The sequence below is a fragment of the Paramesorhizobium salinisoli genome, assembly GCF_003335045.1.
GTDB lineage: Bacteria > Pseudomonadota > Alphaproteobacteria > Rhizobiales > Rhizobiaceae > Paramesorhizobium > Paramesorhizobium salinisoli.
The window spans coordinates 52,554-70,243 of record NZ_QOZG01000009.1 but is presented as its reverse complement, the minus strand read 5'-3'; the positions used below and the strand labels follow the sequence as shown (position 1 = coordinate 70,243).

The following is a 17,690-nucleotide window of genomic DNA, read 5'->3' as shown; positions in this document are numbered from 1 at the left end:
TGAGAGTGAACAAAATGATAAGCCGCCGGATCAAGACCAAGGGCCGGAGGACCAGCTATTCGTTCCTGTTCATGCACGCCGACGGTGAGCAGATGAGCGAGATCACATCGCTGATTGAAGCTGGGATGACCTGTCCATCATGGATCAGGTTTTAACGCGATATAGCCTTGCCCGAAAGCACCGAGGCGACCAGGCAGGACTTGCACCACTTAGAGCGGAACTCCGACATCCGACAGCGATAATTGTCTTGCTCTCCCGAAGTTCGACACAGCGTGCTCAAGATTTCCCAAGGCATTGTTTAGCGCAGTTATACACACAGTGCACCGAGGGCATGTTTATCTCGGTCATTAAAATATTCATCTTCGCCGGACCACCAGAAGCCGGTACCGGAGTAGGCGAATGACATTTTCCGTCCAAATCAATGGGCAAACACATATCGTGGATGTAAACGGCGACACCCCGCTGCTCTGGGTACTTCGCGACGTGCTTGGCATGACCGGCACCAAGTTCGGGTGTGGACAGGCACTTTGCGGCGCCTGTACCGTCCACGTTGACGGTGTCCCCACGCGTTCCTGCGTCACCCCAATTGAAAGTATTGTGGAAAGGCAGGTCACGACGATCGAAGCTCTCCATACCGTTGAGCATGGGAAAGCGCTGCAGGAAGCGTGGATCGAGCTTGAAGTCCCTCAATGCGGCTACTGTCAGTCAGGACAGCTGATGTCCGCCGCGGCATTACTAAACGAAACGCCGAGACCGACCGACGACGACATAGACAATGCAATGTCAGGCAACGTCTGTCGCTGCGGGACGTATCAACGCATTCGCGCCGCCATCAAGCGCGCAAGCGCGTAAGGGGAGACAAGATCATGTCGAACAGTGCTCGCGGCCCGCAGTTGAACCGCCGCCATTTCCTCAAAGCCAGCGTTGCCGTTGGAGGTGGCCTCATCATCAATCTCTCCCTTGATCCGAGCTTCTCTGCCGCAGCCGATGCTGACTTCGCTCCCAATGCGTTCATCCGCATCGACCGGAAAGGCCTTGTCACGCTCGTTATGCCGCAAGTGGAAATGGGCCAAGGAATCTACACCGCCCAGGCGATGCTGCTCGCCGAAGAGCTGGAAGTCGCACTTGATGATGTAAAGCTCGAACATGCCCCCGTGGACGAGACCCTGTACGCCCATCCGATGCTCGGGCGCCAGATGACGGGCGGATCCACGTCGATACGTGCCTTCTGGACGCCCTTGCGGATCGCTGGTGCAACGGCCCGCACCCTGCTCATCCAGGCTGCGGCAAAGGAGTGGAATGTCGATCCCGTGACCTGTCGCGCCGAAGATGGCTTTGTTCTCGACGTGAGCGGGACGAGGAAGCTGGCCTATGGCGAGTTGGTCGACATGGCTGCGTCGCTTCCCGTTCCTGCCCCGGAAACGGTAACGCTCAAGTCTCCGGAGGATTTCAAGCTCCTGGGAACCTCGGCAAAGCGTCTGGACACGCCGGGAAAGGTCGACGGGTCGCTCAACTACGGCATCGACGCATTTCCCCAAGGGACCAAGATTGCCGCAATAGCCATATCTCCGGTCCTTGGCGGCAAGCCGAAGTCGGTCAATGAGCAGGCTGCGCTTGGGGTCAACGGGGTGCGCCAGGTGGTGCTGACGGATGAGGCCGTGGCGGTCGTGGCGGATCATACCAGCGCGGCCAAGAAGGGGCTTGAGGCAGCTTCGATTGAATGGGATGACGGTCCGAACGCGCAAGTGTCCAGCGCCGATATCGTACGACATCTGGAGCAGGAATCATTAAAGCCCGGCGCCATCGCACACAGCGAAGGCGATGTGACAACGGCGCTGGCAAGCGCGGCGCAGCGGATCGACGCCGTCTATCAATTGCCTTTTCTTTCCCACACGGCAATGGAGCCGATGAACTGCACGGTGCACGTGCGCAAGGATACCTGCCAGCTTTGGGTCGGAACCCAGAACCTCTCTGCAGCCAAGATGGCTGCCGCGACGCTCACCGCCCTGGCGCCGGAAAAGATCATTATCAACAATCACATCATCGGCGGCGGCTTTGGCCGCCGTCTCGAAGCCGACGGCATCGCCCACGCTGTCAAGGTTGCGATGCAGGTCGATGGCCCGGTCAAGGTGATCTGGAGCCGCGAGGAAGATATTCAGCACGGATATTACCGCCCGTACTACTACGACCGAATATCTGGGGGGATTGACGAGCAGGGAAACCCGGTCGCCTGGATGCACCGTGTTTCCGGATCATCGATTTTTGCCCGTATCGCGCCAGCCGCAATGCGGAACGGCGTGGATCCCGATGGCGTGGAGGGGGCGGCTCATCCGCCCTACAGTCTTCCAGCAATCCACGTCGAGTTCAACCAGGTTGAGCCACAAGGCGTCCTTACGAGTTGGTGGCGTGGTGTCGGGCCGTCCCACAACGTCTTCGTAGTCGAAAGCTTCATCGATGAACTCGCCGCTGCGGCTAATGCCGATCCGGTCGAATACCGCAAACGATTGCTGGCGGAAAATCCTCGTGCGTTGAGGGTCCTGGAACTGGCAGCGGAGAAGGCCGAATGGGGCAGGCCACTATCGGCCCGGCAGGGCCGCGGTGTGGCCGTGCAGTTCGCATTCGGCTCCTATCTCGCAATGATAGCCGACGCCACTGTCGAGGCTGACGGCACCGTCAGGGTCACACGCATCGTGACCGCCGTGGACTGCGGGCTGACAGTGAACCCGGATACGATTGCAGCCCAGATGGAAGGCGGCGCCCTGTATGGCCTGACAGCGGCTCTATATGGCGCGATTACCCTGAAGGACGGCCGTGTCGAACAAAGCAATTTCCACGACTATCTCCCGCTTCGCATCGAAGAGGCGCCACATGTTGAAACGCATATAATCCCGAGCGCCGAGCCGCCAGGAGGAATCGGCGAAACGGCGACCTCGGCAGTGTTCCCAGCCGTCACCAATGCCATCTTCTCTGCGACAGGGAAGCGTGTGCGAACGTTGCCGGTCAATCCCGAAGATCTGAAGGCTTAGAGCATGGTGCAGATCCTGCGTGGCTTAAGCAGCCAATGAGCGCCTTAATTGGGAACACATGTCAATGAACGCACGCAGCTTTGGCTGGTTCTGTGTTGTCTTCGGAAAATATAAAAACAGCCCATCGCTCCCTGGTGAGTAGTTGAGCAGGACGGGTTCAAGCTGGCCGTCTGCAAGCTTTCTCGACGCGTGAAATGTCGATGAATAGATCAGGCCCAGGCCCTGCGCGGCAATATTCTGCATGAGTTCGCCGTCATTAACCGTCAAGGGTCCGTTGGGCTCGATGCTGACATTTTGTCCGTCTTCGACGAATTCCCACCGGTAGATGTCGCCTTTTCCTGGCCGGCGATACCGGATACATTGATGGTTGGTGAGGTCGCCCGGCACCTGAGGGCGCCCATTTTCCCTGAAGTAATCAGGTGATCCGAAGACCGCCCACTGGAAAGGCGGCGACAGCCTCACCGCGATCATCTCCTTGGCGATATAGGATCCGATGAGTATCCCTGCGTCATACCCCCCCGCGATGAAGTCACCATGCTTGTTGCTGACAGTTATATCGACCTTCACGTTCGGCCAGGCTTTGTGAAAGGCTGGCAGTATCGGCTCTATCACGTGCGGTAGAGCAAGGCGCTCGACTATGAGCTTCAAGGTGCCCGATGGCTCGTTTGAAGATTGGAGCGTCTCTCCCAGGCTCGCCTCGATAAGGTGTGCCGCAGGGGCAATTTTCGCAAGCAGGGTCTCCCCCGCTTCCGTCAGAGATATACGCCGTGTCGTGCGGTGGAAGAGCGGAGCTCCTAAGCGTCGCTCAAGCTTCTGGAGCGCCTGGCTGACCGCGCCCGGCGTCACCTCAAGGTCAAGCGCGGCTTTTCGAACGCTCTGCCGCTTTGCGATAGCCAGGAACTCGGACAAACCATCGAACGTATTTTGGCGGCCCATTTCATTCCTTTTTAAAGCAATCTCTCTTGGCACATGTAACGCCAACCGCTCTATCTAATACGACATGGCACGATGCAAATCCAAAGAATACATGCGCCGGGGCATTAAGCGGCGAAAGCCGGATCGACGCGGTTGTAAGCAGCGCGGGGTCAGGAACCGCGTGCAGCAGCTTTGCAAGACACTTCAGGACGATTCCGAGGAGAAGCGAGTGGAAGCGGCCAACGTGATCCGCTCAGTGATCGAGGACATCATCCTGACCCTGGTGAACGGCAGTATCGAGATCGACGTTCAGGGGCGACCTTGCTGGAACCCTTACGATTTCCATACAAACGCAGAAAGCCCCCTTTTGGGGCTTTTGTGTATTGCTTAGATGTTTGGTTGCGGGGCAGGCATTGGCCGTCAACCGAGACCAGCTTGTCCTGTAACCCGGCAAGCACCCGCGCCTCTAGCTTCTCGCGCAGGATGGTGCGATTGTTGTGCAGGTGCCCCGCCGGTGATGATTCAAACAGCCGAGGCGGTCGGACAGGATGACCCCGACCTTCCCGTCGCAGCAGCCGCAGGTCAGAAGGCTTGAAAGGAGAGAGACGGGCCGGTTTGCCAAGATGCAGGCGCTTTGCCCTGCCCTCCCGCGTGTTGGCCGGATTGGGGCCGAAGATATCGGCGATCCGCTTCTAGCGCTCGCGCACCGCGTTCCAGAGTTCATCGTCTACGATGCGCAGATGCGGAACTTCCGCCCTGATCCACTCGGATTCCGGGTTCGGGCGCGAGACGCGCTTGCCGGTAGTGGGGTCTTTCACGAAGCGCAGCCGGTTCCAGACCAGAACCCTCGCGTAAAGCTCGTTGTTGAGGATGCCGGTGCCGCGTGTGCGGTGGCCCCGAATGCTGGTATCGCCCCATGCCCGCCCAAGCGGCCCGGGAATGCCCTCCTTGTTCAGATCGACGGCATGGCCTTCGGACTTTTGCCGGATGCGAACTCGCGACAGATGCGCCGTACGATCTCGGCTTCCTCGGGGACAATCTCGCGGTCGCCCCGGATCGGCTCGCCGTTGGCATCGAGCTTCTCCACCACCGTATAACCGTAGCAAAGCCCGCCGCCCGCCTTGCCCTTCTCCACGCGCCCGCGCAGGCCGCGATGGGTCTTCATGGCAAGGTCTTTGAGGAACAGGGCGTTCATTGTGCCTTTCCGGCCGACATGCAGTTCGGAAATTTCGCCCTCGGCCAGTGTCACGATGGTGACGCCCGCGAACTTCAACTGCTCGTACAGGGTCGCCACATCAGCCTGATCGCGACTGATCCGGTCCAGGGCCTCGGCCAGGAGGACGTTGAACTCACCATGCTTGAGCCGCTGGATCGTACTCGCCCCCGATATCGCGGCATCCTCATAGGAACCGACGATCTGCCACCGCTCTTGGCCAACGCATTCGCGGCACAGCCTAAACTGGTCCTCGATGGACGCCTCGCTCTGGTTGTCGGATGAATAGCGGGCGTAAAGGGCTGCGCGGGTCATTGGCAATCCTCTCTCGATTCTGCCGGGATTTCCTCTCCCGTCCCGGACCTCTACCTCTTCGGCTTTTTCGGGCTTGGGACTTCCAGTGCCGAGCGAATATCGGTCAGGCCAAAATCATTGCCGATATAGAGCAACGGGGCTGAATGCTGTTTTGCCAGCACGTAGGCGAAGCAATCACCAAAGTTCAGCCCGCCGCGCGTGCCGAACCCCTGACCATATTCGATCCTCGCCTTCATCGCCGCGCGGGCCAGGCGATCATCGACCGGGGCGATGTCGATGCCGAGCGTGGTGAGAAACTCGTCCAGGATTTCAATGGCCTTCGACCGCCTCGCTCCGGTGAGGCGACCGGCCAGAACCGTTCCCGTCTCCACATAATTGATAGCGGAAAACAGCCGGGCAGACGCACCCTCAAGGGCTTTGGTACAAGCGGAGCCTTCCGGCTCATCGAACAGAATGGCGATGATGGCGGAACTGTCCACTACCATCATTTCGGAAAGCCCAACTGCTCGGGGGTGTCTCCGACGGCTTCATCCCATTCTTCCTTCGTGACGGGACGGCGGTCGAACAGATGAGCACGCTCACGCACGAAAGCCCGTACGCGGGCGGTATAATCACCCTGCGCCTCCTGCTCGGCGCGCAAACGCTCCAGCCGCTCGCGCATGGCCTTGGTGATGGCGTCGGTCATGGTCTCGCCGGTAAGGCGGGACAACTCCCGCGCCAACCTGTCAGCTTCCTCTGTCTTGATACTGAGGCCCATGGCGGCATTCCTTTCTAGATCATACTTCTAGATATCATGTAGGTAACCTGAGTTCAAACGCAAAGTCCGTTTCCGGCCTGCCTCAATTATCATCAGCACCCTGATGATCTCCTGCGCGTCTGTCTCTCCTTCGGGATCGTTGTTGTCATTGGCGGCGAGCATGGCCTTCTCGTAATCCTCACGCGCCATCCGCCTGCCGATCAGTCGGGCAATGAACAACACTACCGCGTCCAGCCGCTCGGACGCCTCGGCCCCGGCAATCCGCCCAATCCGGCGCGCGATTGTCGTTCGCAAGTCTCTCTCTACCGAAACGCCTTTCGTCACCGTCCATCACCGCCCTCTTCCTCTGGCCGCCATTGACGATCCTATGTTGGATGGACTTAGCGCCAGATTAATGACGAATTGACACCTCTTGGCGGGACGAGGTTGGCAGACCAGCCACAGCCAAGTACGATGGGAAGCGTCGCTCATGCTTGGGCCCGTATCAACGATCCTCTGGCACCTCACCCTCAACCTTTGACCATTCGAGAGTCGTCGACCGAGAGCCTCAAGGAAGCGATCATAACGTTCTCCACCCTTTGCGGGGGCGGTTGCCTGGGTTGCCGCGCACTCCGCGCCGCAAGCTATCTGATCGAACTGAAGCTCAACGGGGCCGCCGCAGCATAGGGACGAGCGTTGGCGATGAACCGACCTGGATTGCGCCGAGCGGTTCGAAGCCGTGGCGTCGATAGAACGGAATGTTGCGCGGGTTCGAGGATTCCAGATAGGCTGGCGCGTGATCGCTATCGCACCGTGCAAGTGCGTACGCCATCAAGGCGTCGCCGTGACCTTCGCCTTGATGCGCCGGGTCGACGCCGATCAGGGGCAGGTACCAATGTGGTTCGGTCGGGTGGTATGCGGCCATCTGCTCGAATATCGCCGTGGTTTCGGGGGCAAGAGCGCTCGCAACCGTGCTCTCGAGCACCGCACCAAGCTCCTCCTCGTCGGCATGTATTCCGGGCGGCAGCCACAGCGCCGTCCCGGCATAGCCGTCGGTGCAAAAGGCGCTTCGGTTAGAGAAAGCGCTGCTCCCGAACGCCCGGATCATCCGTGGCATGGCCGCAAGATACTGATGGGCATGCGGCCAGGTCCATCGTGCCATCGGATCGGCTGCAAACGCCAGCAAGACTGTTTCGATCGCAACATTTTCCTCGGCCGCGGCCATCAATTTCACTACTGGCGATATCACAGTATCCTCCTGACGTAGGTGGTCCGACGAAGCGCCCGCGCCCGTTCTCAGCTACGCATCTTAACCCGGATGGCCTGGGAGCGATACCAATGCCTGCTTTAGGTGCCGCGAGCAGGAGCCTCTGCCCGGCAGCTTTCTTTCGCGGCACTGGCATAAGGGAAACATTGCTTTAGTTTCTAAATTATGTGCCGGAGAACTCTGTGGACATGAAGTCGATGAATGCGCGCACCTTTCTTGGAAGGATCGATGCGCGGGGGTAGATGATTGACACAGTGCTTGGCGCGGGTCTGTATCCTTCCATCACCAACACCAGCCGACCGGCCTTGATGTCTGCGTCTGCGATGAAGCCCGCGAGAATGGCGATGCCCTGGCCGGCGAGAGCCGCGTGATGCAATGCCGTGATATTGTCCGAATTCATAACGGGATCGACCGAAACCTCCACGGAGCCGTTTGGCCCGTTCAGCCGCCAACGCGCACCATGAATGAGGGTAGAGAAGTGCAGGGTCCGGTGTGAGTGCAACTCTCCCGGGTGCGTAGGGCTCCCATGGGCCTCGACATAGGATTGCGAGGCCACCAGGAAGCGGGTGTTCTCGGCGATCTTCTTCATCCGATAATCGCCGCTGCTTTCGCTCGCACCGATCCGCACGGCGGCGTCAAAGCGGTCGCTCACGAGATCGACGACATGATCGCTAAAATGCAGATCGAACCGTAAGTCCGGATACGTGCGCATGAAGGCCGGGAGGCGCGGGGCGATCTGGGTCTGGCCGAAAATATTCGGCAGTGCGAGACGCAACATGCCGGCGGGCTGCTCCGCATAGCGGGATACGGCCGCTCGGGCGTCGTTGAGCCGGGAAAGAACATCTATCGCGTGCTCAAAAAAAACGGTGCCCGCTTCGGTCAGCGTGACATTGCGCGTATCGCGATTCAGCAGGCGTACGCCCATTTCCGCTTCGAGCGCCTTGATCCGGCGGCTGAGGACCGAGGGGTGAAGGGCAAGAGCACGGGCCGCGGCAACGTAACTTGCCTTGCGGAGGACCATGACGAATTCGACCAGGTTCTCGCTCGCCAGTGGCCTTTCCATTGTACAGATCACCTTTATTGCTGTCATAGCATCAATTGATGCTAATTTAGCCCATTCATTGTCAGCAAAAAGACGCCATCTTCCTTTCATCGCATGAAAGGAGAAATTGATGCCTGATTTCGCACATCGCGTCGCGCTCGTCACCGGAGCCGGTTCCGGAATTGGACGGGCGGCCGCGGTCGCATATGCCAAAGCCGGCGCTCGCGGCGTCGTTCTGGCCGGTCGCCAAACTCTCGCGCTGGAAGAGACGGCCGAGCTTGTCACGTCCCATGGCGCTGTTCCGCTGATTATCCCGACCGACGTCTCAGCCAATGCTGACGTTGAGAACATGTTGGCAAAGACACTCGAGAAGTTCGGCGGCATCGATGCCAGCTTTAACAATGCCGGCAGTCTCGGCAGCTTCCTGCCGGCCTCGAATATGGAAGAGGCCGACTTCGACACGACCATCGCCGTCAATCTGAAGGGCGTATGGTTGTGCTGCAAGCATGAGATCATCGTTATGCGCCGCCTGGGAAAGGGCGGATCGATCGTCAATACGTCCTCATGGCTTGCGCACGGCGCATTCCCTGGATCGTCGGCCTATTCGGCGTCGAAGTCGGCGCTGGATGGGATGATCCGCGCGCTCGCGCAAGAGGGAGCGCCTGATGGCATCCGCATCAACAATGTCAATCCGGGCATAATTGACACGCCGATGTTCCGGCTCGCCGCAGCCGACAACGATGCCGTGCGACCGTTCATCCATCACACGCCTGCTGGCCGCCTCGGGACGCCCGAGGATGTCGCGGAGGTGGTCGTCTGGCTGTCGTCGGACGCCGCCCGTTTTGTGATGGGTCAGAACATTTTGGTCGACGGGGGCTACACCATTCCAGGCCACAGGGCGTGGACGACCAATGAAACACAGAAGGAGAACCACGCATGATCAAGATGTTGACGTCGCTCACCTGCGCTATGCTGCTGACCGTGGGGGCAGCAAATGCCAATACTGCGTCTGATCGCCTCGAGCGGATCGCCTTGCCCGAGGGTGGTGTCTATCCGAACGGCATAACCCATGCCAATGACGGCACGCTGTATATCGGCCAGATCACCCAGGGCGGCGTTCTGCGACGCTCACCAGATGGCGAATGGTCGAAGCTGCATGAGGGAGCACCGGACATTTTTGCCGGGACGTCGCTCAGGTTGGACAGGGAACGGAACGTCCTTTGGGGTGCTTCCCCCGATTTCCTTCCGGCGGGGAAGCCTCGCACACCGCGCATCTTCGCATTGGACGCGAATACAGGGGAGGTACTTCAGACCACGCCGCTGACGGTAGGCTTTACCAATGACATAGCAGTCGAGCCCGAAGGCAGCATATTGATTACCGAAAGCAACGGCGGGCGGCTGCTGCGTCTGGCTCCTGGCGGCACGGAATTCGAGACCGTGCTGCAGGATGACCGGCTCACCCATGAAAGCGGCATCGGCGCAGGCGGCATAGCACGAGCCGAGAACGGCACTGTCGCAATCGGCAATTTCAGCTCAGGTCAGATTTACCTCTACGAGAACAGCAACCTACGTCAACTGGACCTGCCACGACCAATCGAGAATCCAGACGGCATGCGATTTGCGCCGGACGGGTCCTTAATCCTGCTCGAGAGCGCTGTGCAGTCAGGTAACGGCCGGGTGTTGCGGATCGCCGATCCGGTTGTCGCTGGTCAACGCAAGATCGAGGTGATTGCGGAAGGTCTGAACAGCCCGGTCAACCTTACGGTTGCCGGCGATGGGATCGCCTATGTCACTGAGTCCCATATTCGCCACCGTATGGTCGATGGGTTGGAAGATCAGAGCCCCGGCTCCTTCCATATTGTGATCGTTCCGCTGAACTGACACTTTGCCTCTTAGCGGCGATGCCAGACCGGATTCAAAAGCACCGCGCTGTGTTGCACCAGTTGGCTCAAATCCACCACCAGCTGCGTCACATGCATGGCTTCGTGACAGCCGAACGATTCCGGCCCGAACCGCTCTTCCAGAGACGGCCTATCCGGCCCGCCGTTCGCTTCGTCCCTTCGCCGCCCGTCCAGCGCCGCGATCCGCTCTTCCTCATAGGTTTCCATCGCCAACTCAGTTCGTTTCCCCGACTTATTTCACCTATACGCACTCGCGTATAAGCCCCACATCACCCCAATTATGTTGAAAATTCTGTACGCAAACCGCTCGCGCGTACAAACAAATGAACACGTGCTTGACAGCCCTGCGCTTCCCATGCCTGGCGGCCGCACCGGACTATCATTTGAAAGAAGCGGAAGCCACCACGCTTGATCGAAGGCCAGATCACAACCATCGCCAATAACTTGCAAGCGGTCTGCGATGAAGCAGAGCTAAGCCCGTCGACCGCAAACTGTTTGCCGCAAGGCAGTTCCTGAATGCGTACAGCATTGACGGGTTGGACAATCACAAGGTTCTACGAGACTCTTTTCCGCGCCGCACGCGACACACTGATCGCGAGCGGAGCTGACCACCACCCTGTTACAGGTGAACCGGGTTATGGCAACGCTCGACGAGATCTCGCGGAAGGTGCGAAAAATCTTACGGGCCGCGTCGTGATCGCAGATCGCGAGTAAAGAAACCACCGGGGTGTTACGACAGATGACGTGGCGTGCTGACAAGCTCATCAAGGTGGAAGCCATCGTCGTTTGGGAATAGAGGCCTGAGCAGCCTGATTGCCTTTGCTGACGCGAGCAAGTTCTCATAGGAATGGGGTTGGGCGGCGGCTGGTCGGGTTCGACCGAAAGCCCCCTCCCGGATCCCATCCGCCCAAATTACCCGACAGGCACCGGCCCATATCCGCTATGGAAGCACGACGCGTGCCCAAACAACATCGGCGATGCCGGCGGTGTCCTATCCTGCCGGACGCCCGCATTTGGCCCGTGGCGACGCGCGCTGTGGATCGCTTCAGGTCGGCAACCAGCAACGGCGCTTGTCCCGGCTATTTCTGCTGAAAACCGCCTCGCCTGTCGCCATGCTTTTACGTCCGGTGACCTTGCCTTATCGGACATCAATTGCTAAGTCTCGTGTTATGCTCTCAGATGATCCTTCCCGCCGGAAAGATATTTCGCCCCGGACGCCGGATTCTCCTCCACGCCCGTCATTGGTCGGATCCATATCCCAGCAGCGGGATGGCGATCTGCCGGACATCGTCGCCACCGTGATGGCGATGGGTCAGATCCCCAAACCGGAACGTAGCGGCGACGCCGGCCACGCTGCCAAGACCCACGCTGCCTATATCAGCGACTGGCGCCATTATGCGGCTTGGTGCCGGCGTCGCGGGCTGGAGTCGCTGCCGCCGGACATCGAGCAAATAGGCCTTTATCTCATGGCTCAGGCCACGCCTGACGAAGGTGCTCCGGCGCTATCGGTTTCCACCATTGAGCGCCGGCTGGCGGGATTGGCCTGGAATTTCGCGCAGCGCGGCTTCGGCCTTGATCGTAACGACAGCCATATCGCCGATATTATCGCCGGCATCCGCCGCCATGCCCGCCCGCCGGCTGCCAAGGAAACGGTGGGAACCGAAGATCTTCTCGCCATGCTCGGTACCCTTGGCCACGATTTGCGGGGCCTGCGCGACCGAGCCATTCTGCTGATCGCCTTTGCCGGCGGTCTGCGCCGCTCCGAGATCACCGGCCTCGACATTCGCCAAGGTGATAGCAAGGACGGAACAGGCTGGGTCAGCATTGAGGATAAGGCCATGCGGGTGACGCTTGGCGGTCAGACGCGCGGGCGCACGGTTGAAATTTCGCGCGGCTCTTCCCAACGCTTCTGCCCGGTCGCAGCGCTGGAGAGTTGGATACGCTTTTCAAGGATTTCGCGTGGACCACTGTTTCGCCGCATCCTGCGTGATGGCAAGACAGTCGGATCCGAACGGCTCAACGACCGTCATATCGCCCGACTGGTCAAGCAGACTGCGCTTGCCGCCGGCATTCGCGGAGATCTTGCGGAAGATGCGCGTGCGGCCAAATTCGCCGGCCAATCGCTGCGCGGGCGCGGCCGTATCAAGCCTGCCAGGACAACCGGCCTTTTAAAAACCGCCCCGTAGCTCCCACTTTTCGCCGGGAAATCACCCCTGCCTGAGCGCATTGTCGTTCGTCCGTGGTGTCGCCATACTCAGCGCAGATCCGGGAACCCCTCTCATCAGCACGCAAAGCAATCAAACCATGCGAAGAATCTGGCGCCCTTTCCTCATCTTCATATTCCTGCTCGTCGCCTTCATCTATCTCAACAACACGAGTCTTCTGGTTTCCAGATCGGGCAATGCGCCCACACTGCTGGCGCATCGCGGCATTGCCCAGCGCTTCGACACGACCAATCTCCAAAATAATACCTGCTCGGCGGAAGCATTTTGCCGCCGACACATGAATTCCTGGAAAATACCATCCCCCCAATGCGTGCGAGCATTGCAGCAGGCGCCGATATCGTCGAGATCGACGTCCACCCGACAATCGATGGTGAATTTGCAGTCTTTCATGACTGGACGGTCGATTGCCGCACCAATGGCGAGGGTATCACGCGTGAGCACACGATGGCCGATCTCAGAAAGCTGGATATCGGCTATGGATATACGGCTGATGGCGGCAAAACCTTTCCTTTCCGTGGCAAGGGCGTCGCAATGATGCCCTCGCTTGATGAAGTGCTGAGCACGTTTCCCCACCGGCGCTTCCTCATTAATATGAAAAGCCGTGATGCCGATGAAGGCGCATTGCTCGCCGCTACACTCGACACTCTTCCGGCAGAACACCGCGCGCGGCTGATGGTCTATGGTGGCGACGAGCCGATAGCCAGGCTCAAAAGCCAGTTGCCGCAGGTCAAGACCATGTCACGCGGATCTCTCAAGGCATGTCTCATTCCCTACATCGTCTATGGTTGGACCGGCATTGTGCCCCGGGCCTGCCGCAACATGGTTGTTCTCGTCCCGATAAACATCGCCCCCTGGCTCTGGGGCTGGCCTAACCGTTTCCTCAACCGCATGGAAACCGCTGGCAGTGAGGTTTTTGTTCTTGGCCCATATGGCGGAGGTGAATTCTCCACGGGCATCGACACGCCGGAAGACTTCAGGCGAATTCCTGCGGGCTATTCGGGAGGGATATGGACCAACGAAATCGAAACGGCTGCAGGTGCCTTGAGGCGGAAAAATCAGTAGCGTCTTTGCCGGGAGATCAGATTATGGATTCCATTGCATGCCAGGAGCCCTGATGCTTCATTGGCCTGATCCTATAGGCACAGCGTCTTGCGCCCTTGAGAAGGTGTTCCAATCGGTCCACCTCGACGTCTGGTCCAAGTGCGGCTTGAAAGACTTCAAGTTCTGAACGGCACAGTGTCTGGCAAGAACTGGCGGCAACGCAGATAGGGCAGTGATTCTCGATCAGGATGAAGTTGCCATCGGCATCACGCTCGCTCGTCGCCATATATCCTTCGACAGATCGTATTCTGGCAAGCTCCGCCACCCTGGCTTCCACCGTTTCAAGGGATTCAAGCGCCGCCCGGTAATGATCGAGCGTGGCCTGCGCGCGATGCGAAATCAGGCGTTCCAGTCCCTCATTGCCGAATAGTGCCGACACCGATGCCAATATGTCGGTTGTCAAAGCCGCATGACTGTCAGGAAACTGGCTGTTGCCGGCTTCGGTCAAATGCCAGAAGCGCTTCGGACGTCCGACACTCTCCCGCGAATCCTCGAAGTCGACGAGACCGGCCTCGTGCAACCGGCCCAGCATCTGCCGTACCGCCACGGGGGTCACATTGAGACGCTGTCCCAGCGAAGCCGCGGTCTGAGGTCCCGCAACCTTCAGGAAATAGAGCATGCGATTGGTCGTTCGATCCTGCATAATGGCGTTATAGCGCAAAATCGAAAAATTAAAATACCTATTGCTTGTTTTATAGGGCAGATATAAAAACATATCACTTATTTAATGAGGTGCCCCATGACCGCCCCTTTAGACAGCCGCGGCGCAAGCTGGTCCGAACTTTTGACTGCCGACTATTCGACCGCCACGACGACGCTATGCCTCGGCGTAGCGCTGTTCGCGTTCAATGGTTTTCTGGTCTCGACATCCCTGCCAACTGCCGTTGGTGAAATCGGCGGGCTCGAACTCATCTCATGGGCTTTCACCCTTTATCTCGTTCTTTCGATCATCGGCGGCGCAAGCGCGGCGCTTCTGAAGGCGCGGTTCGGCGCGCGCATGGCTCTCGTCGCGTCAGCGCTTGTCTTCCTTGCCGGCACACTGATTGCGGCCTTTGCCTCTTCGATGACCGAAGTCCTCATCGGCAGAGCGCTGCAAGGCCTGGGCGAAGGGGTCATTGCGGCCATTTGCTATGCCTTGATACCGGAACTGTTCCCCTCCCGACTTGTCGCCAAGGTGTTCGGCGCGGAGGCTGTCGTCTGGGCGCTTGCTGCCTTTGGCGGCCCGCTGGTATCAGGTATGTTGACGGAGCATGTGTCCTGGCGCGCAGCCTTTCTCGTCAATGTCCCCCTGGGACTGATATTCATCGCCCTGGTGTTTCGCATCGTTCCCAGATTTTCGGGTGAGACGGATCGCCTGACGGTGCCTTTCATGCGGCTTGTGGCTATCGGCACCGGCATCATGTTCGTGGCGCTTGCCAGCATCATGCAGGCAGTGTCGCTCGAAGTGCTTTTTGTCCTGGGTGCTGCGATCGTTCTGGCGTCCGTCGTCGTGATCGACCGGCGAAGCGCGACGCCTTTGTTCCCATCGGATGCGTTCGCTCTCAATTCCACCGTCGGCATCGGCCTTTGGATCGTATTGCTCATGCCCGTCGCCCAATCTTCCACCTCGGTTTATCTGGTGCTGACTCTGCAGAATTTGTGGGGCTATGGGCCTACGAAGGCCGGCGCGTTCAGCGCCACATTCGCCATCGCGTGGAGTCTTTGTGCAATTCTCGTGGCCAATATCGGGGATCCCCGGCACCGCTCATGGATGATACGCCTTGGTCCCACATTGCTGGTCAGTGGGCTGGCCATCCTTGTTCTCGGCTTCTCCCTCGATGCGGCATTCGTCGTGATGGCCGGTCAGATCCTCATCGGCACCGGCTTTGGCGTCAGCTGGGGCTTCCTGAGCCAGACCGTCATGGAATCCGCCCGCGACGGAGAACGCGATCGCGCTTCGGCGCTGCTGCCCACCCTGCAATCGGCGGGTTATGCGATAGGCGCCGCTCTTGCCGGGCTGGCCGCCAACGTGGCGGGATATCCGCTCGCCACGAACCCGGATGACCTGCGGAGCGCCACAATGACAATCTTCGCCGTTTCAACCATCATCGGAATCGGCGCCATGATTGCCGGCTATGCACTGCCGCTGCGCAAGAAAACCCTTCTGGGGGTCCGGCAGGAAGCACAGATGCCTTGATACCGTCCATGGAGGGTTCCGGTGTCAGATCATGCCGCCATTGGCGCGCAACACCTGACCGTTGATCCAGCCGCCATCCGGCCCGACGAGGAAAGACACGACAGCCGCGATATCGTCAGGCGTGGCGAGGCGTTCCAGCGGGTTCATCTTCGCCATGCGTTCGATCAGTTCCGGCGATTTGCCGTCGAGGAAGAGAGCCGTGGTGGTCGGTCCCGGCGCTACCGCATTGACGGTGATAGAGCGGCCGCGCATCTCCTTGGCGAGAATGGCGGTCATCGCCTCCACCGCTGCCTTGGTGGCCGCATAGACCCCATAGTTCTCAAGCCGCAAGCCGACGACGCTGGTCGAGAAATTGATGATGCGCCCGCCATCGCGCAGCCGCCGCGCGGCCTCGCGCATGCCGTTGAAGCTGCCCTTCAGATTTATGGCGATCTGGCGGTCGAAGAGCGCGTCATCGCTTTCGGCGATCGGCCTGAGCGTCATCACACCGGCATTGTTGACGAGAACATCGACGCCGCCAAACGCTGTCTCCGCAGCGTCGAACATGCGTATGACAGCTGCCGGATCGCTGATATCGGCCTGCGCCGTGACGGCCCGCCCCCCGCCGGTCTCGATCTTTGCTGCGAGCGCCTCGGCTTCCCGGTGGCTACCGGCATAATTGATGACGACCATGAAGCCGTCCTTCGCCAGTCCCTCGGCTATCCCGGCTCCGATGCCGCGCGATGCACCAGTCACGATGGCGACCTTGTTTTCCGCATTGTTGCTCATTGCCTTCTCCTGCGCTGAAACTCGATAGAAGGAAAATAAGCCTCCACAAGGATAGAATAATCAGCTAAAAACCGACATGACTATTCGGATTTTCGTCTAATGGATCGCTACGACGCCATGCGCGTCTTCACAAGAATTGTGGAACGTCGCAGCTTTACGCTCGCGGCCGAAGACCTCGGGCTGCCAAGAACGACAGTGACGGATGCGATCAAGCGGATGGAGGCGAGGCTTGGCGTTCGGCTGCTCCAGCGTACCACACGACATGTCAGCCCGACCCTTGATGGCGAAGCCTATTACCGGCGCTGCCTGCAACTGATCGCCGATATGGAAGACGCGGAAAGCGCATTCGCCACGGTAAAGCCCACGGGGCTTCTCTGCATCGACGTCCAGGGAACGCTTGCCCGGCATTTTGTCGTGCCCCGCCTGCCTGAATTCCTCTCCCGCTATCCCGAGATCGAACTGCATATCAGCGAAGGGGACCGCTTCATCGATCTGGTGCGGGAAGGTGTGGATTGTGTGCTGCGCGTCGGCGAGTTGCAGGACAGCGACATGATAGCCAGGCGGCTGGCGATGCTTGCGGAAGTCACATGCGCTTCGCCGTCCTATTGCGAACGATACGGAATACCCGTCCGTATCGACGATCTTGAGCGAAACGGTCATCGCATGGTGGCCTTCCGTTCCTCCGCGACTGGTGCGATCCTGCCCCTGGAATTTTCAGCTGGCGGATCGCTGCGCAAGATCATGCTTTCAGCTCCAATGACCGTCACGGGCGCGGAGACCTATACGGCCGCGGCCCTGGCCGGCCTCGGTCTCATCCAGGCGCCGCGCTATCGTCTTGAAAGCTATTTCGCATCGGGAGAACTGCTTCCCCTGCTGGAGGATTATCCGCCATCCCCGACCCCCGTATCGCTGCTTTATCCCCGCAGCAAACAGCTTTCGCCGCGTCTGCGCGTCTTCATCGACTGGACCGCGGGATTGTTCCCATCTTCATCTCTTTAGCACCTG

General features: G+C 59.3%; 19 protein-coding genes and 2 pseudogenes. 10 read left to right on the top strand and 11 right to left on the bottom strand.

Annotated features, from left to right (window positions below; translation table 11 throughout):
• The first annotated feature begins 399 nt into the window (after window positions 1–399).
• Both DUT91_RS19460 and DUT91_RS19455 read left to right on the top strand, forming a co-directional pair.
• The gene (locus DUT91_RS19460) at window positions 400–852 is read left to right on the top strand and encodes a (2Fe-2S)-binding protein (protein WP_114442172.1); all 453 of its coding nucleotides are present in this window, start codon (window positions 400–402) and stop codon (window positions 850–852) included.
• Window positions 853–866: 14 nt separating this feature from the next.
• Window positions 867–3,026, top strand: coding sequence for a xanthine dehydrogenase family protein molybdopterin-binding subunit (locus tag DUT91_RS19455; protein ID WP_114442171.1), 2,160 nt, complete (start codon window positions 867–869; stop codon window positions 3,024–3,026).
• A gap of 24 nt (window positions 3,027–3,050) precedes the next feature.
• Here DUT91_RS19455 and DUT91_RS19450 read toward each other — a convergent pair whose 3' ends face one another.
• Window positions 3,051–3,962, bottom strand: a complete 912-nt coding sequence (locus DUT91_RS19450; RefSeq protein WP_114442170.1) for a LysR family transcriptional regulator — start codon at window positions 3,960–3,962, stop codon at window positions 3,051–3,053.
• A 208-nt stretch (window positions 3,963–4,170) separates the two neighbouring features.
• On the opposite strand from DUT91_RS19450, the gene DUT91_RS26730 reads away from it, so the two are divergent.
• Window positions 4,171–4,332: a hypothetical protein gene (locus DUT91_RS26730; protein WP_160113678.1), complete on the top strand. Its 162-nt coding sequence runs from the start codon at window positions 4,171–4,173 to the stop codon at window positions 4,330–4,332.
• A 301-nt stretch (window positions 4,333–4,633) separates the two neighbouring features.
• Here DUT91_RS26730 and DUT91_RS26725 read toward each other — a convergent pair whose 3' ends face one another.
• The 7 genes from DUT91_RS26725 to DUT91_RS19410 all read right to left on the bottom strand — a co-directional run bounded on the left by DUT91_RS26725 (window position 4,634) and on the right by DUT91_RS19410 (window position 8,679).
• Window positions 4,634–4,882, bottom strand: coding sequence for a recombinase family protein (locus DUT91_RS26725; protein WP_245419824.1), 249 nt, complete (start codon window positions 4,880–4,882; stop codon window positions 4,634–4,636).
• Between the two features lie 11 nt (window positions 4,883–4,893).
• Window positions 4,894–5,469, bottom strand: a complete 576-nt coding sequence (locus DUT91_RS26720) for a recombinase family protein (protein WP_245419809.1) — start codon at window positions 5,467–5,469, stop codon at window positions 4,894–4,896.
• A gap of 50 nt (window positions 5,470–5,519) precedes the next feature.
• Window positions 5,520–5,957: a type II toxin-antitoxin system VapC family toxin gene (locus DUT91_RS19435; RefSeq protein WP_114442168.1), complete on the bottom strand. Its 438-nt coding sequence runs from the start codon at window positions 5,955–5,957 to the stop codon at window positions 5,520–5,522.
• Window positions 5,954–6,226, bottom strand: a complete 273-nt coding sequence (locus DUT91_RS19430; protein ID WP_114442167.1) for a type II toxin-antitoxin system VapB family antitoxin — start codon at window positions 6,224–6,226, stop codon at window positions 5,954–5,956. Before DUT91_RS19430 ends, DUT91_RS19435 begins: the two co-directional genes overlap by 4 nt.
• Before the next feature lie 27 nt (window positions 6,227–6,253).
• Complete coding sequence (locus DUT91_RS19425; RefSeq protein WP_147272218.1) at window positions 6,254–6,520, bottom strand: hypothetical protein; 267 nt, start codon at window positions 6,518–6,520, stop codon at window positions 6,254–6,256.
• A gap of 349 nt (window positions 6,521–6,869) precedes the next feature.
• On the bottom strand, window positions 6,870–7,430 hold the full coding sequence (locus DUT91_RS19415; RefSeq protein WP_114442165.1) for a GNAT family N-acetyltransferase: 561 nt from the start codon (window positions 7,428–7,430) through the stop codon (window positions 6,870–6,872).
• Window positions 7,431–7,635: 205 nt separating this feature from the next.
• Window positions 7,636–8,679: a LysR family transcriptional regulator gene (locus tag DUT91_RS19410; RefSeq protein WP_147272217.1), complete on the bottom strand. Its 1,044-nt coding sequence runs from the start codon at window positions 8,677–8,679 to the stop codon at window positions 7,636–7,638.
• On the opposite strand from DUT91_RS19410, the gene DUT91_RS19405 reads away from it, so the two are divergent.
• Together DUT91_RS19405 and DUT91_RS19400 are read left to right on the top strand one after the other, a co-directional pair.
• The gene (locus tag DUT91_RS19405) at window positions 8,645–9,454 is read left to right on the top strand and encodes an SDR family NAD(P)-dependent oxidoreductase (protein ID WP_114442163.1); all 810 of its coding nucleotides are present in this window, start codon (window positions 8,645–8,647) and stop codon (window positions 9,452–9,454) included. The two genes, DUT91_RS19410 and DUT91_RS19405, sit on opposite strands and share 35 nt — an antisense overlap.
• The gene (locus tag DUT91_RS19400) at window positions 9,451–10,395 is read left to right on the top strand and encodes a Vgb family protein (protein WP_114442162.1); all 945 of its coding nucleotides are present in this window, start codon (window positions 9,451–9,453) and stop codon (window positions 10,393–10,395) included. Before DUT91_RS19405 ends, DUT91_RS19400 begins: the two co-directional genes overlap by 4 nt.
• Before the next feature lie 11 nt (window positions 10,396–10,406).
• On the opposite strand, the gene DUT91_RS19395 is transcribed toward DUT91_RS19400, so the two are convergent.
• Window positions 10,407–10,628, bottom strand: a complete 222-nt coding sequence (locus tag DUT91_RS19395; protein ID WP_147272216.1) for a hypothetical protein — start codon at window positions 10,626–10,628, stop codon at window positions 10,407–10,409.
• 146 nt (window positions 10,629–10,774) lie between these two features.
• Between DUT91_RS19395 and DUT91_RS27290 the strand changes: the two are divergent.
• From DUT91_RS27290 to DUT91_RS19380, 3 genes and pseudogenes are all read left to right on the top strand, one after another.
• A pseudogene (locus DUT91_RS27290) lies at window positions 10,775–11,018 on the top strand (type II toxin-antitoxin system HipA family toxin); the annotation flags it as partial.
• 638 nt (window positions 11,019–11,656) lie between these two features.
• The gene (locus DUT91_RS19385) at window positions 11,657–12,601 is read left to right on the top strand and encodes a site-specific integrase (RefSeq protein WP_160113676.1); all 945 of its coding nucleotides are present in this window, start codon (window positions 11,657–11,659) and stop codon (window positions 12,599–12,601) included.
• A 118-nt stretch (window positions 12,602–12,719) separates the two neighbouring features.
• Window positions 12,720–13,702, top strand: a pseudogene (locus DUT91_RS19380) (glycerophosphodiester phosphodiesterase family protein).
• A 16-nt stretch (window positions 13,703–13,718) separates the two neighbouring features.
• Here the strand turns inward: DUT91_RS19380 and DUT91_RS19375 are convergent.
• A complete protein-coding gene (locus DUT91_RS19375) occupies window positions 13,719–14,384 on the bottom strand; it encodes a helix-turn-helix transcriptional regulator (RefSeq protein WP_114442269.1) in 666 nt (221 codons plus the stop codon).
• 96 nt (window positions 14,385–14,480) lie between these two features.
• Here DUT91_RS19375 and DUT91_RS19370 point away from each other — a divergent pair, with 96 nt between their 5' ends.
• Window positions 14,481–15,917 carry an MFS transporter gene (locus DUT91_RS19370; protein ID WP_114442160.1) on the top strand — a complete coding sequence of 479 codons (1,437 nt, stop codon included), beginning with the start codon at window positions 14,481–14,483 and terminating at the stop codon, window positions 15,915–15,917.
• 24 nt (window positions 15,918–15,941) lie between these two features.
• Here the strand turns inward: DUT91_RS19370 and DUT91_RS19365 are convergent, their stop codons facing one another.
• Window positions 15,942–16,685, bottom strand: coding sequence for an SDR family oxidoreductase (locus tag DUT91_RS19365; protein WP_114442159.1), 744 nt, complete (start codon window positions 16,683–16,685; stop codon window positions 15,942–15,944).
• A gap of 99 nt (window positions 16,686–16,784) precedes the next feature.
• On the opposite strand from DUT91_RS19365, the gene DUT91_RS19360 reads away from it, so the two are divergent.
• Window positions 16,785–17,684 carry a LysR family transcriptional regulator gene (locus DUT91_RS19360; protein ID WP_114442158.1) on the top strand — a complete coding sequence of 300 codons (900 nt, stop codon included), beginning with the start codon at window positions 16,785–16,787 and terminating at the stop codon, window positions 17,682–17,684.
• The last annotated feature ends 6 nt before the right edge of the window (window positions 17,685–17,690 follow it).